At 72.0% G+C, this 24,820-nt stretch carries 24 protein-coding genes; 12 read left to right on the plus strand and 12 right to left on the minus strand.

Annotated elements, in window-relative coordinates:
- The first annotated feature begins 254 nt into the window (after nt 1–254).
- On the plus strand, nt 255–551 hold the full coding sequence (locus tag O7614_RS07665; RefSeq protein ID WP_278137772.1) for a DUF6582 domain-containing protein: 297 nt from the start codon (nt 255–257) through the stop codon (nt 549–551).
- Nucleotides 552–664: 113 nt separating this feature from the next.
- Nucleotides 665–2,497: a glycoside hydrolase family 15 protein gene (locus O7614_RS07670; protein WP_278137773.1), complete on the plus strand. Its 1,833-nt coding sequence runs from the start codon at nt 665–667 to the stop codon at nt 2,495–2,497.
- A 9-nt stretch (nt 2,498–2,506) separates the two neighbouring features.
- On the opposite strand, the gene O7614_RS07675 is transcribed toward O7614_RS07670, so the two are convergent.
- Entirely contained in the window at nt 2,507–3,322 is an 816-nt protein-coding gene (locus tag O7614_RS07675; RefSeq protein ID WP_278142185.1) for a DUF72 domain-containing protein, read from the minus strand.
- Between the two features lie 255 nt (nt 3,323–3,577).
- On the opposite strand from O7614_RS07675, the gene O7614_RS07680 reads away from it, so the two are divergent.
- The 3 genes from O7614_RS07680 (at nt 3,578) to O7614_RS07690 (ending at nt 8,440) form a co-directional block, all read left to right on the plus strand.
- Nucleotides 3,578–4,327 (plus strand): Clp protease N-terminal domain-containing protein, encoded by a 750-nt coding sequence (locus O7614_RS07680; RefSeq protein WP_278137774.1) that lies wholly within the window; start codon nt 3,578–3,580, stop codon nt 4,325–4,327.
- 278 nt (nt 4,328–4,605) lie between these two features.
- Complete coding sequence (locus tag O7614_RS07685) at nt 4,606–7,944, plus strand: ALF repeat-containing protein (protein ID WP_278137775.1); 3,339 nt, start codon at nt 4,606–4,608, stop codon at nt 7,942–7,944.
- 34 nt (nt 7,945–7,978) lie between these two features.
- Nucleotides 7,979–8,440, plus strand: coding sequence for a hypothetical protein (locus tag O7614_RS07690; RefSeq protein WP_278137777.1), 462 nt, complete (start codon nt 7,979–7,981; stop codon nt 8,438–8,440).
- A 9-nt stretch (nt 8,441–8,449) separates the two neighbouring features.
- Here the strand turns inward: O7614_RS07690 and O7614_RS07695 are convergent, their stop codons facing one another.
- From O7614_RS07695 to O7614_RS07710, 4 genes are all read right to left on the minus strand, one after another.
- A complete protein-coding gene (locus O7614_RS07695) occupies nt 8,450–8,968 on the minus strand; it encodes a hypothetical protein (protein WP_278137778.1) in 519 nt (172 codons plus the stop codon).
- A 109-nt stretch (nt 8,969–9,077) separates the two neighbouring features.
- Nucleotides 9,078–9,497, minus strand: a complete 420-nt coding sequence (locus O7614_RS07700) for a PIN domain nuclease (protein ID WP_278137779.1) — start codon at nt 9,495–9,497, stop codon at nt 9,078–9,080.
- Nucleotides 9,497–9,751 carry a type II toxin-antitoxin system VapB family antitoxin gene (locus O7614_RS07705; protein ID WP_269680765.1) on the minus strand — a complete coding sequence of 85 codons (255 nt, stop codon included), beginning with the start codon at nt 9,749–9,751 and terminating at the stop codon, nt 9,497–9,499. The genes O7614_RS07700 and O7614_RS07705 overlap by 1 nt, the downstream gene beginning before the upstream one ends.
- Before the next feature lie 63 nt (nt 9,752–9,814).
- On the minus strand, nt 9,815–10,009 hold the full coding sequence (locus O7614_RS07710) for a DNA repair protein (protein WP_278137780.1): 195 nt from the start codon (nt 10,007–10,009) through the stop codon (nt 9,815–9,817).
- Nucleotides 10,010–10,181: 172 nt separating this feature from the next.
- On the opposite strand from O7614_RS07710, the gene O7614_RS07715 reads away from it, so the two are divergent.
- Nucleotides 10,182–10,844 (plus strand): GNAT family N-acetyltransferase, encoded by a 663-nt coding sequence (locus O7614_RS07715; RefSeq protein ID WP_278137781.1) that lies wholly within the window; start codon nt 10,182–10,184, stop codon nt 10,842–10,844.
- 295 nt (nt 10,845–11,139) lie between these two features.
- Here O7614_RS07715 and O7614_RS07720 read toward each other — a convergent pair whose 3' ends face one another.
- The gene (locus tag O7614_RS07720; protein ID WP_278137782.1) at nt 11,140–12,594 is read right to left on the minus strand and encodes a glycoside hydrolase family 3 N-terminal domain-containing protein; all 1,455 of its coding nucleotides are present in this window, start codon (nt 12,592–12,594) and stop codon (nt 11,140–11,142) included.
- A gap of 168 nt (nt 12,595–12,762) precedes the next feature.
- On the opposite strand from O7614_RS07720, the gene O7614_RS07725 reads away from it, so the two are divergent.
- Entirely contained in the window at nt 12,763–13,938 is a 1,176-nt protein-coding gene (locus O7614_RS07725) for an ROK family transcriptional regulator (protein WP_278137783.1), read from the plus strand.
- Between the two features lie 109 nt (nt 13,939–14,047).
- Here O7614_RS07725 and O7614_RS07730 read toward each other — a convergent pair whose 3' ends face one another.
- Both O7614_RS07730 and O7614_RS07735 read right to left on the minus strand, forming a co-directional pair.
- Nucleotides 14,048–15,058 (minus strand): ABC transporter permease subunit, encoded by a 1,011-nt coding sequence (locus O7614_RS07730; RefSeq protein ID WP_278137784.1) that lies wholly within the window; start codon nt 15,056–15,058, stop codon nt 14,048–14,050.
- Complete coding sequence (locus tag O7614_RS07735; protein ID WP_278137785.1) at nt 15,055–16,059, minus strand: ATP-binding cassette domain-containing protein; 1,005 nt, start codon at nt 16,057–16,059, stop codon at nt 15,055–15,057. Before O7614_RS07735 ends, O7614_RS07730 begins: the two co-directional genes overlap by 4 nt.
- 131 nt (nt 16,060–16,190) lie before the next feature.
- Here O7614_RS07735 and O7614_RS07740 point away from each other — a divergent pair, with 131 nt between their 5' ends.
- Together O7614_RS07740 and O7614_RS07745 are read left to right on the plus strand one after the other, a co-directional pair.
- On the plus strand, nt 16,191–17,033 hold the full coding sequence (locus O7614_RS07740) for an ABC transporter ATP-binding protein (RefSeq protein ID WP_278137786.1): 843 nt from the start codon (nt 16,191–16,193) through the stop codon (nt 17,031–17,033).
- Between the two features lie 24 nt (nt 17,034–17,057).
- Nucleotides 17,058–17,954, plus strand: coding sequence for a ribokinase (locus tag O7614_RS07745; RefSeq protein ID WP_278137787.1), 897 nt, complete (start codon nt 17,058–17,060; stop codon nt 17,952–17,954).
- Nucleotides 17,955–18,011: 57 nt separating this feature from the next.
- Here the strand turns inward: O7614_RS07745 and O7614_RS07750 are convergent, their stop codons facing one another.
- Entirely contained in the window at nt 18,012–18,740 is a 729-nt protein-coding gene (locus O7614_RS07750) for a hypothetical protein (RefSeq protein ID WP_278137788.1), read from the minus strand.
- Between the two features lie 90 nt (nt 18,741–18,830).
- On the opposite strand from O7614_RS07750, the gene O7614_RS07755 reads away from it, so the two are divergent.
- A complete protein-coding gene (locus O7614_RS07755) occupies nt 18,831–20,447 on the plus strand; it encodes an alpha/beta fold hydrolase (protein WP_278137789.1) in 1,617 nt (538 codons plus the stop codon).
- Nucleotides 20,448–20,479: 32 nt separating this feature from the next.
- Here the strand turns inward: O7614_RS07755 and O7614_RS07760 are convergent, their stop codons facing one another.
- The 3 genes from O7614_RS07760 to O7614_RS07770 all read right to left on the minus strand — a co-directional run bounded on the left by O7614_RS07760 (nt 20,480) and on the right by O7614_RS07770 (nt 22,228).
- On the minus strand, nt 20,480–20,851 hold the full coding sequence (locus tag O7614_RS07760) for a hypothetical protein (RefSeq protein WP_278137790.1): 372 nt from the start codon (nt 20,849–20,851) through the stop codon (nt 20,480–20,482).
- Nucleotides 20,848–21,330, minus strand: coding sequence for a DUF6232 family protein (locus O7614_RS07765; RefSeq protein WP_278137791.1), 483 nt, complete (start codon nt 21,328–21,330; stop codon nt 20,848–20,850). The genes O7614_RS07760 and O7614_RS07765 overlap by 4 nt, the downstream gene beginning before the upstream one ends.
- 418 nt (nt 21,331–21,748) lie before the next feature.
- Nucleotides 21,749–22,228 carry a DUF6232 family protein gene (locus O7614_RS07770; RefSeq protein WP_278137792.1) on the minus strand — a complete coding sequence of 160 codons (480 nt, stop codon included), beginning with the start codon at nt 22,226–22,228 and terminating at the stop codon, nt 21,749–21,751.
- Between the two features lie 98 nt (nt 22,229–22,326).
- Here O7614_RS07770 and O7614_RS07775 point away from each other — a divergent pair, with 98 nt between their 5' ends.
- Both O7614_RS07775 and O7614_RS07780 read left to right on the plus strand, forming a co-directional pair.
- Nucleotides 22,327–23,100 carry an enoyl-CoA hydratase-related protein gene (locus tag O7614_RS07775; protein ID WP_278137793.1) on the plus strand — a complete coding sequence of 258 codons (774 nt, stop codon included), beginning with the start codon at nt 22,327–22,329 and terminating at the stop codon, nt 23,098–23,100.
- An 82-nt stretch (nt 23,101–23,182) separates the two neighbouring features.
- Complete coding sequence (locus O7614_RS07780; RefSeq protein WP_278137794.1) at nt 23,183–24,805, plus strand: acetolactate synthase; 1,623 nt, start codon at nt 23,183–23,185, stop codon at nt 24,803–24,805.
- Nucleotides 24,806–24,820: the final 15 nt, after the last annotated feature.

Genomic DNA, 24,820 nt, shown 5'->3' on the forward strand with positions numbered 1-24,820 from the left:
GGTCGTTTCGCTTTCGGAGGTGAGGCACCGACCGTCAGGTTCGATGGTCGGTGCCCCCAGGTGGCAGGTCGGAGCGTGGCGCCGTTCGGGCGTCCTCGTAGGTGTCCATGCCGGCCATGCTCGCGATCCACGAAGGACGAACCAGGGAAGGGTCTCGGCCAGACCGGGCTGGACCGCATGGTCAGGATCTTGTGGTGGCCGGGAAAAGTCGTCGTGGGAGGTGCTGCCGGGCCGCTTGCGGGTACTGGTGGGAGATGACGTCGACCTGGAAGCCTCACGAGAAGCACGGCGGCCTGTCGGACAAGGACAAGCGCGAGCTGCCGGAGAGCGTTTTCGCGTTCCCGGGCAAGCGTAAGGAACCGATGACCGACGCGAGCCACGTCCGAAACGCCATCGCCCGGTTCGACCAGGTGCAGGGCGTCACCGACAAAGAGCGTGACCAGGCCTTTCAGAACATCCTCGCGGCCGCCGAGCACTACGGTGTCGAGGTCGCGGAGACGAACTGGCGTCAACTCGGCAAACTCCCGCACACCCCGAATCCGGCCCACTGAGTGCTCGGCGGGGCGGACGGCGGATCCGGACGGGTGGACTGACCCTCTCGTGTGTGTCACGGCCCTTTTGCGGGTAGTCGCCGCCGTTGCCACGACGAGCGGCAGGGGACAGCGTGAAGGCGACCTACCCGGCGATCGAGGAACACGGTCTGATCGGTGACCTGCAGACAGCGACCCTGATCAGCAAGGACGGCACTGTCGACTGGTTCTGTGCCCCACGCTTCGACTCACCGAGTGTGTTCGGCGCGCTGCTGGACCGCCGCAACGGTGGTCACTTCCGGCTCTCGCCCGAGGGCGTCGACTACGCCAGCAAACAGCTCTACCTGCCCGGCACGCCGGTCCTGATCACCCGCTTCCACAGCGCCGACGGGGTGGGGGAGCTGTTGGACTTCATGCCCGTCACCGGTGAACGCGCCACCGACCAGCACCGGTTGATCCGGCTGGTGCGCATGGTCCGCGGCACCATGCGGTTCCGGTTCGACTGCCACCCACGGTTCAACTACGGGCGCGATCCGTACCAGCTCGAGGTGCACCCAGAGGGCGACGTCTTCCGGAGCCCGACGCTGACCTTCACCCTCGCCGCCTTCAAGAACGTGGAGCGGGCGTTCGAGATGCGGGATGTCCGACGCGACGCGGAGGGCGTGTCCGCGTCGTTCATCCTCAACGAGGGCGACATCGGCGGGGTGGCCCTGGAGACGGCCTGCCCGCACGCGCCCCGAGCGCTCAGCACCGAGGAGGCGTGCGAACTGCTCGCCCAGACCCGCGACTACTGGCGGCGGTGGCTGAGTGGTTCCAGCTACACCGGTCGCTGGCGGGAGATGGTCGAGCGGTCGGCGATGACGCTCAAGTTGATGACGTACGCGCCGACCGGCGCCCTGGTCGCCGCACCCACCGCTGGGCTGCCGGAGCAGGTCGGCGGGCAGCGGAACTGGGACTACCGCTACACCTGGGTCCGCGACGCGTCCTTCTCCGTGCACGCGCTGCTCCGACTCGGTTTCACCGAAGAAGCCAAGAAGTATCTGTACTGGTTGGACGCGCGCATCCGTGAGTCCAACGACAGCGACCAGCCCTTGCAGATCATGTACCGGATCGACGGCTCACCGGACCTCGACGAAGAGGTGCTGGGCCACCTGGAGGGGTACCGCGGCTCGGCGCCGGTGCGGATCGGTAACGGCGCGGCAGACCAACTTCAACTCGACATCTACGGTGAGGCGCTCGTCGCGCTGGACCTCGCGGACCGCCACGGGCTGATCGCGCCGTACGAGGGGTGGCGGAAGACGGCCCGGCTGATGGACTGGCTCTGCGAGAACTGGGACCAACCCGAGGACGGCATCTGGGAGACCCGGTCCGGGCGGCAGGATTTCACCTACGGGCGGGTGCTGTCCTGGGTCGCGCTGGACCGGGCCATCCGCATCGCACAACGCCGGGGGCGTCCCGGCGACATCACCCGCTGGACAGCCGAACGGGACTCCATCTACAAGCAGGTGATGACCCGTGGGTTCCGCCAGGAGCGACGGGCGTTCGTGCAGCACTACCGTTCCGACATCCTGGACGCCTCGCTCCTGGCGATGCCCGGGCTGAACTTCATCTCGCCAACCGACCCGATGTGGGAGTCGACGCTGCGGGCGATGGACGTCGATCTGGTCTCCGACAGCCTGGTCTACCGCTACGACCCGAAGGCGTCGCCGGACGGTCTCGCCGGCACCGAGGGCACCTTCAACATGTGCACCTTCTGGTACGTGCAGGCGTTGGCCCTGGCCGGCCGGATCGACGACGCCCGGCTGACCTTCGAGAAGATGCTCACCTACAGCACCCCGCTCGGCCTCTACTCGGAGGAGATCGCGCCGACCGGTGAGCAGATCGGCAACTTCCCGCAGGCGTTCAGCCACCTATCACTGATCAGCACCGCGTCCCACCTGAACGAACTGCTCGACAATCAGGGCTGACCGGCTTGGTCAGAACAGCGTCAGCGGCTCGACCGGGATCGGTTCGGGCAGCGCGTCGAGCGCGGGCACCTGTGCGCGTACCTCGTCGTGGAACCGGCGGGCGAGCACTGGTGCTTCGGCGTTGTCCGGGGTGTGGACGAACATCGTCGGCGAACGCCCCTCCCGGAGCCAGCTGGCGACCACGTCGACCCAGCGCTGCCACCCCTCGACGGTGCGCGCCGAGTCGTCGCGGCCGAGGTAGCGGACGATCGGCTGGTCGGTCAACGCCCGCGACCGGAGCGGCACACGTGGTTTCTTGGTCCAGGCGTCCCGCTCCGCGTCGCTGGTCGGCGGGCTCGCGAAGAAGGCGGTCGTGTCGAACGGGATCCACTCGGCCGCCGCGGCGGTGAGGGTCGCCTCCAGCAGCCGGATCGCGCGCTCGTCGGTGAAGAACGCCGGATGGCGGACCTCCACCGCGTACCGGTGCGATCGGGGGAGTCGCGCCAGGAAGCGGTGCAGGGTCGGCACGTCGGCGGGTGCGAACGAGCCGGGCAACTGGATCCACAGGGCATGAGCGCGTGGGCCGAGCGGCTCGATCGCGTCGAGGAAGGCGCGCAGTGGTGCGTCGACGTCGGTGAGCCGGCGTTCGTGGGTGACGACCTTCGGAAACTTGGGTACGAACCGGAACGCGGGTTCGGTCTGCGCGGCCCACGACGTCACGGTGTCCCGGGTCGGGGTCGCGTAGAACGTGGTGTTGCCCTCCACGGCGTCGCACCAACTGGCGTAGTGCGCCAGGCGTTCCGCGGGCGGCAGCCGGTGACCCGGCCACGACCGGTGACTCCACATCGCGCACCCCACGTGGAGACGCATGCCCGCCCCCTTCCACCGGTGACCGTGCTCGACGCTGCCCCACGGTATACGGGCCGACGCGCCAGGCCGGCGACGGTGCGGCTGCACGGATGGGGTTGCCGCGCTTCCGGAGGAAGTGAGCCAACGGACGTCCCGGCCGTCGCCCGGAGACTGCCGGAGTTCGTCGAGGGAACCTGCTGGTGTCGTCAACTCAGGGTTGACGACAAGAGTGCGTCAACCTATGGTTGACGCATGACAGAACCTATTCGAATGAGCAACACGGTCAAGCTCGACGACCTGATCCAGGCGATCAAGACGGCGCACAGCGACGCCCTGGATCAGCTCACCGACGCGGTCATCGCCGCCGACCATCTCGGCGAGGTCGCCGACCACCTGATCGGTCACTTCGTCGACCAGGCCCGCCGCTCGGGTGCCTCCTGGACCGACATCGGCCGCAGCATGGGCGTGAGCAAGCAGGCGGCCCAGAAGCGCTTCGTGCCCAAGACGAGCGACGCCACCGCCCTCGACCCGAACTCCGGCTTCAGCCGGTTCACTCCCCGGGCCCGCAACGTCGTGATGGCCTCCCAGGAGGAGGCCCGGGCCAGCGGGAACGCCGAGATCGGGCCGGAGCACCTGGTGCTGGGTCTGCTGGCGGAGCCGGAGGCGCTGGCCGCTCGGGTGATGGTTGAGTTGGGCGTCACGCCCGAGGCGGTGCGGGAGACGGTCGCCGCCGCCCTGCCGCCACGGGTCGAGCAGGTGCCGGACCTCATCCCGTACGACGCGCGTGGCAAGAAGGCGTTGGAGCTGACCTTCCGGGAGGCGCTGCGCCTCGGGCACAACTACATCGGCACCGAGCACATCCTGCTCGCCCTGCTGGAGCAGGAGGACGGTGCCGGGGTGCTCACCAGTCTCGGCCTGGAGAAGGCGGCGGTGGAGTCCGCCCTCGCCGCCGCCCTCGCCGCCGTGGTGAAAGCCGCGTCGAAGAGTGACGACGCCGGTTAGGCGCCCAGGAATCGTTCCCGCCGTCCCGTGAATGGCGAGGCCACTCCGGGGCGGCGCGCTTTCCCGCGCCCGCAAACGGGGGCGTCGGTACGAAATGACTCAACCGAAGACCTCGATCCGGGCCCTAAGTCCGGAAAGGTGCATATGCCTTCACGGGTTCTCCTGATGGATCGCCCTCCCCTAGCCTCGCCTCATCGCGTCTTTCTATCGACGCATTGACATTCGTTGAACGGGGGAGCGAATTGAGGACCTCAGTCAGACGGTTAATTCGCCGTGCCATGGGAGCTGCCGTCGTGTTGACAGTGGCCGGCGGGATGTTCGCCGCACCGGCACATGCCGATCCACCGACCGCTGCCGACCGGCAGCGCTGCGTCGACCTGCTGCTGACCGGCGGCCCGGAGGTCGTCCGAGCCGCCGAGTTGGCGTTGACCGGCTCGGACGCCGACCTGCGGGCCTTCCTGGACACCGGGTTGGCCGCCGCTCAGGCGCACGACGACCGGGTGCAGGTAGCCGAGTACCAGGCAGCGGGCGGCAGCACCGTGCGTGCGGCGGCCGAGGCCGCTCTGGCCGGCTCGCCCGCCGACGTCCGGGCCTTCCTCGACGGTGGCTACGAGGAACCACTGAACACCGACCTGCGGATCAAGCTGGGTCAGGTCATCTCCGTCGGCGGGCCGCAGGTGAAGGCCGCCGGTCAGGCCGCGCTGAACGGCACTCACCAGGACATCCTCAACTTCTTCTACCTCGGTCTGGACCAGGCCCGCACCCTCGACGACCGGATTCGCATCGCGCAGATCATCTCCGCTGGCGGCCCGGTCGTTCGGGAGTCGGCTCAACAGGCCCTCAACGGCGGCACCGGTCAGGACCTGCGCGACTTCCTGATCGCCGGGCAGCACGTGGCCCGGGCGCGCGATCAGGAGATCAGCACGCTGTCGTTGTTGGTGAGCCGGGCCAAGGAGGCCGGCGAGCTGGCGGCCGAGGAGACCGAGGCCGCCAAGCTCGCCTCCGCCCAGGCGGTGGAGGCGTCCCGGCTGGCCAAGGAGGCCGCCGAGCGTGCCAAGGCCGAGACCCAGGCCGCGCAGAACTCCGCCGAGCGAGCCTCGCGCGCTGCGGCCCGGGCCGCCGACGCGGCAGCTCGCGCTGCGGACGCGGCGCGGACCGCGGTCAGCGCGGCGAAGGCCGCCAACAACGCGGCCCGACTCGCCTCGAACGCCGCAGCCCGGGCGGCCTCGGCCGCGACCCTCGCCGGTCAGGCGGCGTCCAAGGCGTTCGGCGCGGCCGCCGCGGCGGCAACCGACGCGGGCAAGGCCGAGGCGGCCCGCCAGGCCGCCGCGACGGCACGCAAGGTGGCGGCGGACGCCCGGAAGGCGGCCGACGCCTCGAAGGCGGCCGGCAACGCGGCGCAGGCAGCCAGTGGCGCCGCGCTCTCCGCGGCCAACGCAGGAGCGAACGCGGCGGCGGCAGCCGCTGCGGCAGCCGCCGCCGGTGGGCAGTCCAACGTGGCGGCGGCGGAGGCGGCGCGGGCTCGCGCCGCAGCCGAGGCGGCACAGCGCAACGCCGCCGCGGCTACCCGAGCGGCGAACGAGGCCGACCGGTTCGCCCGGCAGTCGGCGCAGGCGGCCAACCAGGCGTACCAGGCGGCGATGGACGCTGCCGCGCACGCGACAGCGGCCGCCGCGGCGGCCGACGACGCGGCGGCGCACGCTGGTGACGCCGCGACCGCGGCGGCCAAGTCGACCCAGCACGCGGCGGGCGCCCTCGCCGCCGCCAACACCGCGACCGCGGCGGCGAACCAGGCCGCGGCGGTCGAGGAGGCTGCCCGGGTCGCGGACGCGGAGCGGTTGGCGGCCCAGACGGAGTACGGCGTGCAGGACGCCACGGAGGCCCGGCTCGCCGAGCAGGCGGAGCTGACGAAGGCCGCCGACGACGCGGCCGAGGAGGCCCGGCTGGACGCGCAGACAAGGCAGTGGTTGACCGAGGCCAGCGCACCCGGAGCGCCCTCGGCGGTGGTGCTGTCCAGTGGCCGACTCGCGGCCGCGCGACTCGTCCGCACCGGTGGTCAGTGGACCCAGAAGGCGGCCGCCGAGGCCCTCGCGGGTTCCGAGGCCGACCTGCGGACCTTCCTGACCGCCGGTCGGGCCGTGGCCGCCGAGGAGGACGACCGCGCCCGGGTACGGCACATCGGTGCCCTGGGCAAGCCCGCGCTGCTCGACGCGGCGAAGGCGGCTCTCGCCGGTGACCACGACGACGTCGAGGAGTTCCTGCGCACCAGGGACTACGCGGGCAAGGAACAGGACGACCGCATCCAGATCGGTCAGCTGATCACCGCGGGTGGGCCGACCATGCAGGCCAGGGGACAGGCGGCGCTCAACGGCACGGAGGCCGACCGGCACGAGTTCCTGATGACCGGGCAGTACGCCGCGGCCGAGATCGACGACCGGATCAAGGTCGGCCAGATCATGTCCGCCGGTGGCCCCGAGGTGAAGTCCGCCGCCCAGGTGGCGCTGGAGGGTTCCCGGGCATTCCTGACGGACTTCCTCACCGACGGGCAGTTCCGGGCGCAACGGCGGGACCTGGAGGCGGTCACCCACGTGGCGCGGGTGCGTGGCCTGGTCGCCGAGGCGGCCGGTTACGCCGCCAACGCGCGTAAGGATGCCGCCGAGGCCGCAAGGGTCGCGGCGGTGGCCCGGAAGGCGGCCGAGGACGCGGCGCGTTACGCGCAGGAGGCCCAGCAGGCCGCCAGCCAGGCTGCCGGCTACGCCACCCAGGCCATGCAGTCCGCGCAGTCGGCAGCGGCGTCGGCGATCCAGGCCGCGCAGGCGGCGCAGGTAGCCAAGGCCGCCGCCGCCTCGGCGCAGCAGAGTGCGGCAAGTGCCGCCGCGTCGGCGGCACAGGCCACTGACGCCGCGGCGCGGGCGAGCGCCTACGCCAGCGCGGCGTACGACGCCGCCGACCAGGCCCGCGCCTCGGCGCTGGCCGCCGGCCGAAGTGCCGACCAGGCCGCCGCGGAGGCCTCGGCGGCGTTGGCCTCGGCGGTTGCCCTGCAGCGTCAGGAGGCGGCCCAGAACCCGGGTGGGCCGCCCGACGGGCCGCGACTGGACCAGCCGACCGGGGACGACCCGAGGCGGTTGGGGAACCAACTGTCGGGCAACAACGCCCTCGCTTTGGCGGCGGTGACCCTCTGGGGAGGTAGCTGCTACACCGCCGCCAAGCAGATCATCTGCACCGATGTGGACACGCCGAACGGTCGGCCCATGACGGTCGGCGACTACCTCCTCTACCCGGACTCGCGGAGAGTGCTCACGGAAGAACTGGATGCAGAAGCCGCGGCTCGGGAACGACTGCGGTCAATGGGCATCGACGCCAGCACCTACGGGCCGGACCTGCTCGAACACGAGGCACGACACTCGGATCAGTGGCAGTACTTCCCACCAGCCGCATTCCTGAGTCTGTACTTTGCCGGCACGGGTCTCTCCTACCTCATCACGGCTACCGACGGTAAGGGCAACCCGTGGGAGATCGGGGCCAATCCCTACAAGGGTGGATACTGGAAGCCGGGTGTTCCGATTCTCATCGTCCCGAAGATGTGGCCGAAATGCATGATAACGCTGTGTTGGTGATGGGACATTGATGGGCCGATCAGGTGTCCGGGCGGTGGGTGTCCTGGTGACGCTCACCGCCCTGGCGGGGCTCTCCGCCTGCACTCCGGCAGACAAGCCGTTGACCGCACTGCGAGTCGTCGACGGCCAGCCGGTTCTGGTGGTGGCGGAGTGCGCCGCCTTCACGGCGACCAGGATCGCCATCTTCACCGAAGAGCCCGCCCCGCCGGCGAAGTGGGCGATCGAACGTGAGGGCACTGACGAGCTGGCCGCCGTGACGCTGTTGCAGCCGCCACCCGGCTGGAAGGTCGCCGAGCAGTCGCTCGTCGCGTTCGAGCCCGACGTCGAGTACGCGGCGACCGCCCATGGCGATCAGAACGACGCCGACCCCATCGACTTCACCATGCGGGAGTTGACCGCCCTCGGGCCGGACCAGGTCCTGGTGAGCGACGGCGGCGCGAAGCGGAAGGCGGTCAGCGAGACCGCCTTCCGTGATCGCGCCAAGAAGGCCTGCTGACGTGGTTGGTCAGGAGACGTCGGGAAAGCCGTAGCGCAGGGCGTGCTCCGGGTCGGCCGGGTCGATCTGGCGCACGCCCGCGTCGGCGAGGCGCTTGTTGACCTCGTCGAGCTGCTCTCGTACCAGTCGGGCCTCCTCCTCGGTGACCCGACCACGGTGCGGTTTGCCGGCGTGCTCCAGCGTGCCGTAGTCGATCTTCTCGGCGCTCTTGCGGGCCTTCGGTGGGCGGACCCGCTCGGCCGTCTTCAACAGTTGGGCCATCGGCACGTCGGTGGCCATCGCGTCGAACTCGCTGGCGGTCAACACCACCCGGCGGGGCTCGCCGCCGCCGTGCCGGTCGTGGATCTCGACCACCGCCACGTCCAGGGCGGCGTCGTCGATGTTCTCCACCTCGGTCGGCGTGGCGTCCAACTGCACGGGCCCGGCGACCAGGTCCGGGTGCTCCAGCACCACGACGCGGACCACCTCGTCGTCCTGCTGCAGGACCGTGCCGGTGAAGTCGGAGACGTGGATCGTCTTCTTGCCCATGCGCGGAGCTTCTCCTGTCGTAGGCCGGATGCCGGACCACAAGAAATTACCCGACAGGTGTGCGAAAGCCGCCGCTGGACCTCCCCGGTGTGTCGCCCGTTCAGGAGGCTCAGAGGCTGCCCTTCGGTGCGACCCACTCGGTGGGCTGGCCGGTGACGGCGCTGATGCTGTCGTAGTCGGCGTCGTAGTGCAGCACTGTCGCGCCGTGCTGTTCTGCGGTCGCTGCGATGATCAGATCGGGTAGCCGGAAGTGACGGTGCTGACTGTCGGCCGCGAGGACGCGGTGGACCTCCAGGGCTCGGTCCATCGCTGGCGTCGACACATCCATCCAGCGGTGCCCGCGCAGTGCCTGCCAGAGGATTTCGTAACCCTTCGGGTGGGGTGCGTTGTTGAGATATTCGAGGCTGGTCATCTGACAGGCGGCCAGCCGTCCCTCGGCCAACAGTGTCTCGAAGCGCCGCCGAACCGACGGGTGGCGACCCTGTAGGACGTAGACCGAGGTGTCCGCGAGGTAGATCTGCCCCGCCATCAGGCTGCCTCGGTGTCGCGCGCCTGTTCGGCGAGTGAACCCAGGTCGCGGCCGCCGCCGTGGCGCCAGGCATCGACAGACCCGCTGAAGTCCATCTCCACCTGGTCGAACGCGGCGACGATCTCGCGAGCCTGCCGACGGACGGCGAACGCGTGTAGGGCGGCATTGATGGTGGCCACCTTGGTGTCAGTGCCAAGGACCTCCCGGGCGGCGTCCAACCACTCGTCGTTCACGTCCACGGTGATGCGAGTCATGAGGGGAAATCTACACCAGCTGACACCCTCATGAGGCACCAGAAAGAGTCTTGAATTGGTGCGTCAACGGCGGTTCAGGCGATGCCGGCTGGAGTTGCCGGTCGACATCTTGTTCAGCCCGCACCACGACAGGTCCCCAGCGCCCACCGCCCTGGGGTGGCGGTAGCGGGGCTGGGGCGGGATGCCACCGACGGTCTCCGCCGCCTGCCAGAGTCGCTCGGGGTCCTGCTGGTAGTGGTCGTTCGGCTGCATCGGCATGCGTTCACCGTCCCAAACAAAGGTGACCAGGTATGGAAATAGATATGACGGTCGATTTGTTTACGTGGTTCCGTTCGCCCGCTGTCGGGTCCGGCCCGCACGGTTCGTCCGCCCGACCGCGCCCCCCGGCGTACGGTGATCCACGACGGGCCGGGTGACGGGGGAGGTCTGGATGCTCGACCGGCGACTCCAACTGCACCTGGCCACCTGGCTCGGCCAGTGGCCGGCCGGGCCGGGGTTGCACGTGGTCGCCTCGCACCGGCGGGCCAAACCCGCCTGGGACGGTCGACTACGCCCCGCGCTCGCCGTGGACGCCGGGCGAAGTGGTGTCCTCTCGGTGGCACCGGAGCGGGTGGCGGCGATCCGCTCGCTGGTCCGGCGTACGCCGGAGCGGCTGCTCGCCGCGTTGCCGGAGGCCGTCGGGCTGCCGGACTGGTGCGTGCACGACGGCCCCTTCCGGTGGAGCGTGGCCCCCGCGCCGCTCCCCGACGTGGGGGAGTGGACCGACCCGAAGGCTCCCGGGTTGCCGCCCTGGTTGCGGCTCTTCGACCAGCCGGTGCTGGTGGTCCGCGATCCGGACGGTGACTACCTGGCGGGTGCCGGGATCAAACGGCACGACGCGTACGGGCACGAGTTGGCCGTCGGCACCGTGCCGGCCGCCCAGGGGCGCGGACTCGCCCGTCGACTCGTGGCACAGGCGGCGCGGCGGGTCCTCGACGAGGGTGCGGTGCCGACCTACCTGCACGAGCGGGACAACCACGCGTCCGCCCGGGTCGCCGACGCGGCCGGCTTCCCCGATCGGGGCTGGCGGGCGTACGGGGTCTATCCGCGCTGAGCGACCACCGGGTTGCTGCCGAGTCGGACCGGCCAGCGGGCCGGTAATGGGCGCGGACCGTGGATCCCGGGCCGGATCCACGGTCCGCAACCTCCCCCCAGGCCCCGGTTCCGGTGCGCCGGCCACGCTCTGCGCGAACCGGAACATGTCGATCACGCTACGTATCGAACAGGCGGGGGGCAAGGTTTGAGCTGTCGGTTCGGAGTGTCGAAAAGTGGACTTGACCTGCGGCTGTGTGGGTCAACGGGCTTCCACCGACGGTGACGTAGCGTGCAGCACCGCGGCTGGCGGCTCGCTATCGGGTCAGCCCGAGCGCCTCGGCCGCCGCGCGCCCGTTGGCGTGGCTCGCGCCGTACGTGGTGACGAAGGCACGGACGCCGGCTGGTCGCCACTGTGCCGGCCAGCCCATCTCCACCACTGTCACCGCGTGCTCGGCGGCCAGGCCGGTGATCAGCTCCCGGCCACCGGGAAGCCGGTGCAGGTGCCGCCCGACCAGCACGATGGGTCGGTCACCGGCCAGCCCGCGCAGGCTCGCCAGGTCGGCCTCGGTGGCGATCACCCGGAGCTCCTGCACTTCGTCGAGGTGTGGACCGAGGCCCCACGGCACCCGCCCCTCGGCGATCGTCGACTCGGTGTGCAGGTGCACCACGAGTGGTCGGTCCAGGCCGGTGAGCACGCCGTCCACCCGGACGGCGCGGCGCGCCGCCGCGTACCCGAGGTCGGTGTCGTCGGTGATCGGTGACCCGACGGCGGCCCGGGTCCAGGCGGCGAGGTCGGCGGCGCGACCGGCCGCCTCCTCGACTCGCGCGGTCGCCAACCGGCCGTCGCCGAGGGCGTCGACGATCTCGGCGGCAACCAGCTCGACCAGTTCGGCGTCGACCTTGGCACCGATGCAGAGCAGGTCGGCGCCGGCGGCCAGGGCCCGGACGGCGGCCGGGCCCACCCCACCGGCAGCCACCGCGGCGCCCTTCATCTCCAGGGCGTCGGTGATGACGGCGCCGGTGAAGCCGTACTCGGCGCGGAGCAGGTCGACCAGGACAGCGCGGCTGAAGGTGGCCGGGTCGCTTCCGGTCAGCGCCGGGACCCGGATGTGCGCGGTCATCACGGCCCGTGCCCCGGCGGCGACGACCGCAGCGAACGGCGGCAGGTCCCGCTGGCGCAGCAGGGTCAGTGGGGCGTCCACGGTGGGCAGCTCGTGGTGGGAGTCGGTGACGGTGGCACCGTGCCCGGGGAAGTGTTTGGCGCAGGCGGCCACGCCGGCCGCCTGCAGCCCGGTCACGGCGGCGGCCGAGTGGGCGGCGACCCGCACCGGATCCGCGCCGAAGGACCGGGTGCCGATCACCGGGTTGTCGTCGGCGGTGTTGACGTCCACCGTCGGGGCGAGGTTGACGGTGATGCCGAGCGCGGACAGTTCGGCACCGATCGACTGGTAGACCCGTCGGGTGAGCGCCACGTCGCCGATCGCGCCGAGCGCGGCGTTGCCGGGGTACGGGCTGCCGGTGGCGTGTGCCAGCCGGGTCACGTCGCCACCCTCCTCGTCGATGGCGATCAGCGCGTCCGGCCGGCCGGCGCGCAGCGCGGCGGTGCTCGCCGCCACCTGTGCGGGGTCGTGCACGTTGGTGCCGAACAGGGTGTGCCCGGCCAGCCCGTCGGCCAGCAGCTCGACCGCCCAGTCCGGCGGGACCGGCCCCGGGTACGCGGCCAGCATCGTGCCCAGCGCCAGCCGGCGCAGTCCTGGATCCAGCCCCACGTGATCTCCCCCTTCGGTGCCCAGCGGGTACGAAACCTCGTACCGGCGGTGGTCTTGGCCCTGCCGAGTCGGCCGAGCGTCCCACCGTCGGGTGACCGTTACGCTACGGCTACCCGTTCGCAGGTCGGTTTACAGTTAGCAAAGTTTACTAAAACTAGAGGACGTGTCATGAGTGCGACCCGGCTACCCGGCACCCCCCGCCTGTTGCGGGCGCTCAACGACCGTGCCGCACTGGAACTGCTCCTCGAACGCGGCCCGCTGACCAGGGCCCGACTCGGCGAGCTGACCGGGCTGTCCAAGGTCACCGCCTCGCAACTCGTCGAGCGGCTGGAGGAGCGCGGCCTCGTCACGCGCGTCGGCGAGCAGGCCGGCGGGCGGGGGCCGAACGCCCAGCTCTACGCGGTTCGCCCGAGCAGCGCGCACGTGGTCGGTGTCGACGTCGGGCCGGACCGGGTGGTGGCCGCCTGTGCCGACATCACCGGTGCGGTCATCGGTCGGGTGGAGCAGTCGACCCGGGACACCGACGATCCGGTGGGCGTGGTGCACAACGCCGTGGTGCAGGCGGCGAGCAGTGCCCAGGCGCAGCTGAGCAGCGTACGGCGGATCGTGCTCGGCACGCCGGGTCTGGTCGACCCGGGCACCGGCGACATCACGTTCGCCTTCAACCTGCCCCGCTGGCACAGTGGCCTGCTCGCCGCGTTGCGGGACGACCTGCACACCCCGGTCGTCTTCGAGAACGACGTCAACCTGGCCGCGGTGGCCGAGGCGCAGTCCGGCGCCGCACAGGGTCTGGCGGATTTCGTGCTGGTGTGGGTGGGTGCCGGTGTCGGCCTGGCGATCATGCTGGGCGGGCGGCTGCACCACGGCAGCAGTGGAGCGGCCGGCGAGATCGGCTACCTGCCGGTGCCCGGCGCGCCCATCCCGCGTGATGTCTCCCGTCGCGCCAAGCCGGCCTTCCAGCAGCTCGTCGGCGCGGACTCGGTGCGCGCGGTGGCCGGTGAGCACGGCTACCCGGACGCCGACGCCGCCGAGGCGGTCCGCGCGGCCGTCGCGGCCGGCGCCGACGGCGGCCCGATGCTCGACGAGTTGGCCCGCCGGCTCGCGATCGGCGTGGCCAGCACCTGCGTGGTACTCGACCCACCGCTGGTGGTGCTCGCCGGCGAGGTGGGTCAGGCCGGTGGCGCGGCGCTCGCCGACCGGGTGCAGCAGGAGGTGGCGGCGATCACCCTGGTCCGACCTCGGGTGGTGCCGACCGGGCTGACCGAGGAGCCGATCCTGCACGGCGCGCTGCGCACCGCGCTGGACGCCGTGCGCGACGAGGTGTTCGGCTCCACCGTCGGCTGAGCCCGCTGCGGCGGTCATGTGAAGAAATATTTCACCGCCAGTCCACGGGTTGCAAGCCCTTGCCGTCCCGTCGGGCCGACCCCCGGGGGCCGGCCCGACGGGCTGCGACTCAGATCAGGTCGCGGCGACGGAACACGGCGAACGCCGCCGCGGTCAGTCCGCCGGTGAGCACGAGCAGCACCACCAGGGCCGGCCCCCAGGTCAGGACGTAGGAGCCGTCGCAGTAGGCCGTGCCCGAGTTGCCCGGGCAGGTGTCCCAGAAATCCGCTTTGGCAGTGAGCCAGGCCTGGATGTGGCTGGACAGCATGAACCGGTCCGGCCGACGGGCGTCGATGATCTCCAGGACCAGGCGGCCGCCCAACTCCCACACCACCAGGTACGCGGCTGCCGCCCCCAGCGCCGCCGACGTGTGCCGACCCAGGGTCGCGATGGCGAAGCCCAACGCGGACGCCAGCAGCACCAGCACCACGCCACGGAGGTGCACCGCGCCGAGCGAACGCCAGAACTCACCGCTCAGCCGGCCGGGTAGCCCGGCGGTCTGCCCGATCACCCAGAACGTGGCGAGGTAGGCCACCGACGCGATCAGGGCCAGGACCAGCACCGTGCCGAGCAGGGTGCCCAATTTGGTCGCGAGCACCGTCAACCGGCGTGGTCGCCAGAGCAGCAGGTTCACCACCCCACCGGAGTTCAAATCGGCGCCGATGTAGGAGGCGCCGACCAGGAACCCGAACAGCACCAGGAAGGCGATGAGGAAGTAGAGCAGCGGCAGCGCCTGGTTGGCGAAGCTGAACACCCCCGGCAGGAAGTCCGCGGCGATCGGCAGCCGATCCTGCCGGAACGGGTCGATCTCCGAGCAGTCCTGAGGGAAGTACTGGCCCATGTCGCTCTGCGGAAGCGTGCCGTTCTGTCGGGCCAGGCACTGCTGGTGAGCCACCTCCATTCCCTGCCGCGCCTCGACCGCCTGAGCCCGCGCCGAGTTCATCTCGTCCGAGCTCGGCTTGTGGGAACCCGCCAGGGTGGTCGCCGCCGTGACGGCGAAGGCGAACGCCAGCAGGACGACCATGAGCTGTACGAAGCGACGGGCCGACAGCCGCTCCACCTCGGCACGGACCAGGTTCACGCGTCCACTCCCCGATCGATGTCGATCACGGCATCGCCCTGATCGTTGTACGGCAGCGCCGAGTCGTCGACCTGGCGGGGCACCGAAGGCTCGTACCCGCCCGTCAGCTCCAGGAAGACACTCTCCAGATCCGGCCGGAGCGGCGTCAACTCGCCCACCCACAGGCCCTGCTCGCCGAGCACTTGGCTGACCACCGTCGGGTCACCCACCCCGCTCACCACCAGCGCCTCCCCGTCGACGACCGCCGTCAGCCCGGCCGCGTGCAGCAGCTCGACGGCGCGCTCGGGATCGGCCACCCGTACCAGGAACTCGTGCCGGTCGTAACCCGCCAGCACCTCGTCCACCCGGCCGGCCGCCACCCGACGACCCCGGGAAATGATCGTGACGTGGTCACAGATCAGCTGGATCTCACCCAGGATGTGACTGGACACCAGCACGGTCACCCCGTTGGCCGCCAGCGACCGCATCAGGTCCCGCATCTCCCGGATGCCCGCCGGGTCCAGCCCGTTCGCCGGCTCGTCCAGGATGAGCAACCGGGGGTCCTTCAGCAGCGCGGACGCCACCGCGAGGCGCTGCTTCATGCCCAGCGAGTAGCCCTTCACCCGCTCGTCGCCCCGGTCCCGGAGGCCCACCAGGTCCAACGCCTCGTTCACCCGGGAGACCGGCACCCCACCGGCACGCGCCAACAACCGCAGGGTGCGGTACCCGGTGAAGTTGCCGAAGAACTGCGGACTCTCCACGATGGCCCCGACCTGACCAGCCACCCGGGGCAGCGACTCCGGCGACGGCGCACCCAGCACCGCCATCCGCCCGCCGTCCGGGCGTACCAGCCCGAGCAGGGCACGCAGGGTGGTGGTCTTGCCGGAGCCGTTGGGGCCCAGGAAACCGTGGATCTGGCCCTCCTCGACCAGCAGGTCGAACCCGTCCACGGCCACCCGTCGGCCGTTGCGCATGCTGTGGAAGGTCTTGCGCAGACCCTCGATCTCGATGACCGCGCTCATCCGCGCGGATCCGTACCTCGACGAGGCATGGGCGGTCCTTCGGTCTTGGTGATCAATGACACGGCGCTTCACCCTATGGCCGGGGCGCCGCCCATGGGGGGCGCCGCTTCGCTGCGTGGTTGGATGGAGTGGTGACTGGTGACCTGATCCCCGGCGCCGCCGGCGCCGCGCCTGCCGCCGCCCCCGTCGACCCGGATCTGGTGGTCAGCCTCGACGGCGTCGCCGTACGCCGCTCCGGCACCGCCCTCCTGCAGGACCTGACCTGGCGCGTCGAGCTGGACGAACGGTGGGTAGTGCTCGGCTCCAACGGCGCCGGCAAGACGACACTGCTCAACCTCGCCGCCGGTCGGCTGCACCCCACGACCGGTGTCGCGCACGTGCTCGGCGAGCGGATCGGCCGCACCGACGTCAACGAGTTGCGGACGCGCATCGGGCTCACCACCGCCGCAGTCGCCGAGCGACTGCCCGCCGACGAACGGGTCAGCGACGTGGTGGTGACCGCCGCCTGGTCGGTGGTCGGCCGTTGGCGGGAGAACTACGACCGTAGCGACGAGGCGCGGGCGCGGGCCCTGCTGAGTCAGCTCGGCGTCGGCGGGCTCGCCGAACGCCGCTACGGCACCCTCTCCGAGGGGGAACGCAAGCGGGTGCAGATCGCCCGTGCCCTGATGACCGACCCGGAGCTGCTGCTGCTCGACGAGCCCGCCGCCGGGCTCGACCTGGGTGGTCGGGAAGACCTGGTCGCCCGACTGGCCGAGCTGGCGTACGACCCGGACGCCCCGGCGATGGTGCTGGTCACCCACCACGTCGAGGAGATCCCGCCGGGGTTCACCCACGCGTTGCTGCTGCGCGAGGGTGGCGTGATCGCCCAGGGGCTGCTCGCCGAGACCCTGACCGGTGACAACCTTTCCAAGACCTTCGGCCTGCCACTGGTGGTCGAACGCTCCGGCGACCGCTACACCGCTCGGGCCGCCTGAGCGACGGCCGGAGCGGAGACGACAGTGCCGCAGACCCGGGTTGCCGTGGTGGGCAGCGCCAACATGGACCTGGTCGCGATGGCACCCGCGTTGCCGCGACTGGGCGAGACGATGCTCGGCACCGACTTCATGATGGTGCCCGGCGGTAAGGGCGCCAACCAGGCCGTCGCCGCAGCCCGGGCCGGGGCGTCCTGCGCCTTCCTCGGCGCGATCGGCTCGGACGCCTTCGGCGTCACCCTCAGGGCCCGCATCACGGCGGCCGGGGTGGACACCAGCCACCTACGGGTGGTCTACGGCACCTCCGGGGTGGCCCTGGTGATGGTGAACGCCCAGGGCGAGAACGCCATCATGGTGACCCCCGGCGCCAACGACGCACTGATCGGCCTCACCGAGGAGGAGTTGGCCACGGTGAGCGCGGCGGACGTCCTGGTCGCCCAACTGGAGATCCCGGTGTCGACCGTCACCGCCGCCGCGGTTGCCGCCCGCGCCGCCGGCACCCGGGTCATCCTCAACGCCGCCCCGGCCCGCGACCTCCCGCCCGAACTGCTCGCATCGGTGGACCTGCTGGTCGTCAACGAGGGCGAGGCGCGCACGCTCGCCGGTCGAGGTCGGGAGGAACCCCGGGCGCTGCTCGACCTGACCCCCCGGGCCGTGCTCACCCTCGGTGGCGAGGGCGCCTGGTACGTCGACCGCGACGGCACCGAGGTACACGTGCCGGCGTTCCGCGTCGACGTGGTCGACTCCACCGCCGCGGGTGACGCGTTCACCGCCGCGCTGGCCGTCGGCTGGGGCGAGGGACGCGACCTGGTCGACGCGGTGCGCTGGGCCTCGGCGGCCGGCGCTGCCTGCGTACGCAAGCTCGGCGCCTCGGTGGCGCTCCCGCAGCGCGCCGAGATCGACGAGTTGTACGCGCCGGCCTGACCCGCCCGCGCCCCGCTGGCCGGCCCGCGTCGGTGTCGATCAGCCAGCTGATCGGGCTCAGCCGGCGGGCTCGTCGGCGAGCTTCTCGCCCCTCCGGCGCAGCATGCCCAGCCCGGGGATGCCGGCCACGGCGAGCTTGAGGTCGCGGGTCACGTCGAGCAGGTCGTGCAGGTCGGGCCCGACCCGGTCGAGGGTGGCCAGGATCGGCAGGATGTCGGCCGTCAGGTGTTCCTTGAGCTTGGGCAGCTCGTCGATCAGGTGGATCGCCGCGCTGATCTCCTCGTGGCTCAGCTCCTCGACGAACCTCCCCGCCATCGGCGCGGCCCGGCGCAGCGCCGGCTCGTACGCGGCCAGCAGCTCGGCCGCCGTGGCGGCGGCCTCCGCCGCGGTGCCCACCGTGACGGTGGCCCGGCCGGCGACCCCCTCGGCCTTGGCGACCACCGTGGCGGCGCTCCGGGAGACCCGGTCGGCCTCGGCGACCACGACGGCGGCGGCGCCGGCCACCTCGGTGGCGGTGTCGATGGCGGTGGTCGCGGCGGCGCTGATCACGGCCACCTCACGGACCGCCGTCTCGGCGTCGGTGAGCACCTGGTCGGTGCGGTCCAGGGTCGTCTCGATGCGGTCGACCACGCCGTTGATCCGGGCCAGCAGCGCCTCCACACCGTCCAGCACCGCGAACGCGCGCGCGGGCACGGCGGCGAACGAGGCGGCCGAGCCGAGCGCCTGGTCGAGGGCGGAGCGGGTCAGGCCGACCACTGCGGTGGGGGTGGGGAGGGGAATCGCCATGGGATCAAGTGTGCGTCGGCCGCACCAGAACCGCCCGACGTGCTCGCTCGGCAGGGCAGCGGGATAGACACCTGGCGGTACTGTGCCGGCATGTCGGCACCCTCGCCGCACCGCCCGCCCCGCACCCGGACCGCCGTCCTGCTCGCCGTGTTGGCGGCTGTCGCCGCCGGGCTGGGCACACTGGTGCTGGTCCGGGCGGACGCCGGCCTCACGGCCCGGCAGGTCACCGTCGGCGGGGTGCCGATGACCGAGGTACGCGCCGGTCCGCCGACGCCCGGTGTCCGGCGACCCGGTGTGGTGATCGCGCACGGCTTCGCCGGCTCGGCCCGACTGATGCGCCCGATTGCCGACACCGTCGCCCGGCGCGGGGCGGTTGCGCTGCTGTTCGACTTCTCCGGACACGGTGCCAACCCGGCGCGACTGCCCGGCGCGGGCTCGAACACGTCCGCCGCCACGCTCGCCGCCGATCTGGACGCCGCCGTCGGCCACCTACGCTCCCGGCCGGACGTCGACGCGGACGGAATCGTCCTGGTGGGCCACTCGATGGGCGCCGGCGCGGTCACCCGCTACGCCGCCGCGCACCCGGAGATCGCCCGAACCGTGGCGATCTCGCTGCCCGAGGCGGGCGAGCTGCCCCCGGGTCGACCGTCGGAGTTGCTGCTGATCGTGGGAGGCGCGGAGTTTCCCGCCTTCCGCAGGGCCGCCGACGACGCCGCCCGACGCGGTGCGTCATCGGGCCGACGGCCGGCGGTAGTGGTGCCCGGCACGGAGCACATCTCCGTGTTGTTCGCCGCCCGTACCCACCAGGAGATCGCCGACTGGTTGCCCGGCGGCGACGGCACCGCCCGGCCGCGACCGAGCGCCCGGCTCTCCGGGGCGGCGCTGCTGGTGTTCGCCTTCGGCATCGGAATGGTCCCGCTGGCGGCCCTGCTCCTGCCGCGCCGGGCGACCGGCCGCCGGCCGACCGAACCACCCTCCGGCCGGGAACCCGACGCCCCGGCGCAGACCGACAGCCCCGCGTCGCCGGGGAGTCCAGCGCTGGCCGGGGATCGAGTGCCGTTCGGTGGTGTGCTGCCGATCGCGTCGGCGCTGCTGGCGGCCGGCGTCGGCGCGGTCGTCGCCGCGGCGCTGCCGACGGCCCGTCTACCGCTGGCGGTAGGCGGTTACGTCGCCGCCTTCCTGCTGGTCACCGGCGTGCTGCTGGTCGCGGGTCAGCGCTGGCTGCCGGGTTGGCTCGGCGTACGGCAACCACCGTCCGGCACGGCCGTGTCGGCGGGCCGGCGCGCAACGGCACGGAGCGCCGTGGCGACGCTGGTGTTGACCGGGTACGCCGTGCTCGCCACCGCGCTGCCGATCCACCTGGGCCTGACCTCGGCTCTGCCGGTCGGTGCCCGCTGGTGGCTGTTCCCGCTGGTGGCGGGCGCCTGCCTGCTGTTCCTGTGGGGTGTCGAACTGGTCGCCGCCGGCCGGACCGGTCGGCACCTGCTGGCCGTCGCGGTCACCGTGGTCGTGTTGACCGCGTCGACGCTGGTCGGTCTGGCACCCGGCTTCGTCGTGCTGGTGGTGCCGCTGTTCGCGCTGCTGCTCGGTTGGCAGGCCGCCTGGGCGGCCGTGCTACGCCGGTACGCGGCCCCACGCTGGCTGCCGGCCGTGTCGGGCGCCGCCCTGGTGGGCTGGCCGATCGCCACCACCCTGCCGTTGAGCTGACCGGCCCGCCGTCGGGCCGGTCGGGCCTGGGCCTACCGGCCGGCGCGGGCGACGCGCAGGGCCCACCAGATCAGCGGCACCTGCACCGGCACCCGCCCGTAGGCGATGGCCCGCTTCGCCGGACGCCGGTGCCGCCAGTCGACGGCCATCTTCACGTTGGCCGGCAGCACGGCGACGAAGAGGGCCGCTGCGGCCCGACCGCCGGCCCGTCGGGTGGCCGGGTGCGCCACGGCCGCCGCGACCGCCAGCTCGGCGACCCCGCTGGCGTACGTCCAGAAACGGGCCGGGCCGGGCAGCGCGCCCGGCACGATCGGGTCGTAGACGCCGGGGCGTACCAGGTGGGTGACGCCGGCCGTGGCGAGCAGCCCGGCCAGCGCGGCGGCCTCGCCACGGCGGGTGGTCATCGATGGTCCCCCTGTTGTTCGACGGCACGTTGCACGGCCCGGTAGATCTGCCCGAACCGTAGCGCGTCCGGGGTGCGCAGCAGCAGATCCTCCCGGCCGTGGTGCTGCACCCACAACTCGTGTACATGGCTGCCGCGCTCGTAGGAGCGGTCCAGCCAGCCCAGCGGGATCTCCAGGAACGGGGTCAACGCCAGCGCCCCCACCGCGCAGGCGGCGAGGATGATCAGCGCCAGCTGCCAGTTGCCCCGGTCCTGTGCGGACCAGGCCAGTGACAGCACGCAGACCACGGCGACCAGCGGCGGCAGCGAGAGCAGCAGGACCAGGACACCGCGACCCAACACCCGGCCGTGTACGGCGAGGGTCTTCTGCCCGCGCGCGTGCCACACGAACGTCACGTCGGACAGAGCGATCACGTGACCGCCCGCCCGGATCGACTCGGAGGTCACCTGCACCGCGTCGTCCCGGTAATAGAGGGTCATCACTAAGCCTAACCACCGGCGGGCAACTCCGCCCCCCTCGGACCGTTCCGCTCGGCCCTCGCCCCGAGGGCTCGACAGGTAGGCCCGCGCAGGGGTCGGGGGTGTTGGTGCTGCGCTCCTTTGGAGCTGAATCGTTTGCGACATCGCCCCTCGTCACGCACGGCATGTCCGCCGCAGGAGGCCGCGACGCTCGCACGACGCCGCGAGTCACGAGGGTCGCGCGCTCGCACGGCGCGGCGGGCGGCATGGCCGCTTCGAGGCATCGTGGGCCCGATTCGTTTGCGGCATCAGCTCCAAGGCGCCGACGGTGTACCGCGGCCCTGGCCGCGACCGGGGCTGCCGCCGACGAGGCCGGGTCGCACCGCCGGTCCCACGGCGGCGAGCGCGCCGGGTCCGGCGGGGAGGTGAACCAGAGCGCTTAGCGGCGGCTGCCGGGGCGGGCCGGTTGGCCGTGCTCGACCGCGCGCTGCACGGCCCGGTAGATCTGCCCGAAGCGCAGCGCGTCGCCGGTGCGCAGCAACCGCACCGGCTGACCGCGCCAACGGGCCCAGATCTCCAGTTGGCGGCTGCCCCGGGCGTACGAGCGGTCCAGGTGTTCGAAGAGGAAGTCAGCGACCGGCCCGACGGCCAAGCCGACCAGCACCGACGCGCCGACGATCGCGATCGTCACGGTGGGGGAGCGGTGCAGCCACACGGCCACGCCGATGCCGAGCACCGCCGCGACCAGCGGGCCGGCGAGGGCTGCGCCGATCGCGCCCCGCCCGGCGAGCACGCGCCAGGAACGGGTGCCCCGGCGGTGCCAGATCATGCTGATGTCGGACAGCGCGTAGGTGCGGCCATCGACCCGGACGGTGGTGGAGGTGACCTGCACCGACCTGTCGTCGTAGTACGTCGTCATGGCTTGACTCCTGCCCACTGGGCTGACACCACACTACTTACCCAAACGAGCCGGGTCGTAAGGTTGGCACGCGACTTCGACGAGGAAGTGAGGGCAGCGTGGGCGAGTTCGTTCGGCTGGAGACCACTGACGGCATCGGCACGATCCGGCTGGAGCGGCCGCCGATGAACGCGCTCAACACCCAGGTGCAGGAGGAGTTGCGCGCCGCCGCCACGGCGGCCACCGCCGATCCCGAGGTCCGCGCCGTCATCGTGTACGGCGGGGAGAAGGTCTTCGCCGCAGGCGCCGACATCAAGCAGATGGCCGAGATGTCCTACGTGGACATGGCCGACCGGGCAGCGAACCTGTCCAGCGCCCTCGGTGCGATCGCCCGGATCCCCAAGCCGGTGGTCGCCGCGATCACCGGGTACGCCCTCGGCGGCGGCTGCGAGTTGGCGCTGGCCTGTGACTGGCGGATCGTGGCCGACGACGCCAAGCTCGGCCAGCCGGAGATCAAGCTCGGCATCATCCCGGGCGCCGGTGGCACCCAGCGGCTGGCCCGCCTGGTCGGCCCGGCGCGCGCCAAGGATCTGATCATGACGGGCCGGATGGTCGACGCCGAGGAGGCGCTGCGGATCGGCCTGGCCGACCGGGTCGTCCCGGCGGCCGAGGTGTACGAGGCCGCTGTCGCCTACGTGAAGCCGTACCTGACCGGGCCGGTGCAGGCGTTGCGGGCGGCGAAGCTGGCGGTCGACGGCGGCCTGGACATGGACCTGAACTCGGGCCTGGCCTGGGAGAGTCAGCTCTTCGCGGCGCTGTTCGCCACCGACGACCGGCGCGAGGGCATGGCGGCCTTCGTGGCGAAGCGCAAGCCTGACTTCACCGGCCGCTGAGTATCGGCCGAGAATGGTTCACATTGTTCCTACCGGCCAGTAGCGTGAGGCCCCGGTCATGCGGAACGAAGGGGAGCGGCGAATGACGGAGCGGATCGAGGGTCACGGCGGCGAGTTGGCGCTCGCGGCCCTACGCGCGCACGGCGTACGGGAGATGTTCACCCTCTCCGGAGGGCACGTCTTCCCGCTCTACGACGCCGCGTACAAGACCGACTTCCCGATCTACGACGTCCGGCACGAACAGTCCGCGGTCTTCGCCGCCGAGGCGGTGGCCAAGCTGCAGCGTCGCCCCGGCCTCGCCGTGCTCACCGCCGGGCCCGGTGTCACCAACGGCATCTCCGGCATGACCAGCGCGTTCTTCAACGCCTCGCCGGTGCTGGTGCTCGGAGGCCGCGCGCCCGCGTTCCGCTGGGGTTCCGGCAGCCTCCAGGAGATGGACCACCTGCCGCTGGTCGCCCCGGTCACCAAGCACGCCGAGACGGTGTTCAGCACCGACGACATCCCGCGCGCGGTGGGTGCGGCGCTCAACGCCGCGCTCACCCCGCACCGCGGCCCGGCCTTCCTCGACTTCCCGCTCGAGACGGTCTTCTCGGTCGCCGAGGCCGAGCTGCCCGCCGTACCGGGCGTCGACCCGGTCGTACCGGACCCGGAGGAGGTCGGCCGCGCCGCGATGCTCATCGCCGCGGCGCAGCGGCCGGTCATCATCGCCGGCTCCGACGTGTACGCGGGCGACGCGGTCGCCGCCCTGCGCGAGGCGGCGGAGGCGTTGCAGGTTCCGGTCTTCACCAACGGCATGGGCCGCGGCTCGCTCCCGCCGGAGCACCCGCTCGCGTTCGCCAAGGCCCGCCGGGCCGCGCTCTCCGGCGCCGACGTGGTCGTGGTGGTGGGCACCCCGCTGGACTTCCGGCTCAGCTTCGGTGACTTCGGCGACGCCAAGGTGGTGCACATCGTCGACGCGCCCAGCCAGCGGGCGACGCACGTGCAGCCGGCCGCCGCCCCCGCCGGCGACCTGCGCCTGATCCTCTCCGCGTTGGCCGACCACGCCGGCGACCGGACCGACCACGCCGACTGGATCGCCGACCTGCGCGTCGCCGAGGACGCGGCGAAGGCACGCGACGCCGCCGAGATGGCGGCCGAGACCGACCCGATCCGCCCGGCGCGGATCTACGGCGAGCTGCGCCGGGTGCTGGCCCCGGACGCGATCACCATCGGCGACGGCGGCGACTTCGTGTCGTACGCCGGGCGGTACCTGGAGCCGTCCCAGCCCGGCACCTGGCTGGACCCGGGCCCGTACGGCTGCCTGGGCACCGGCATGGGCTACGCGATGGGGGCCCGGGTCAGCCACCCGGACCGGCAGATCTGCGTGCTGATGGGCGACGGCGCTGCCGGCTTCTCGCTGATGGACGTCGAGTCGCTGGTCCGTCAGAAGCTGCCGGTGGTGATCGTCGTCGGCAACAACGGCATCTGGGGGTTGGAGAAGCACCCGATGCGCGCGATGTACGGCTACGACGTGGCCGCCGACCTGCAGCCGGAGCTGCGCTACGACACGGTGGTCAGCGCGCTCGGCGGTGCCGGGGAGACGGTCGCCAAGCCGGCGGACCTCGGTCCGGCCCTGCAGCGGGCGTTCGACGCCGGAGTGCCGTACCTGGTCAACGTGCTCACCGACCCGACCGACGCGTACCCCAGGTCGTCGAACCTGGCCTGAGTCGCACCTGTCGCC

Origin of the sequence: Micromonospora sp. WMMD961, from assembly GCF_029626145.1 — a bacterium.
GTDB lineage: Bacteria > Actinomycetota > Actinomycetes > Mycobacteriales > Micromonosporaceae > Micromonospora.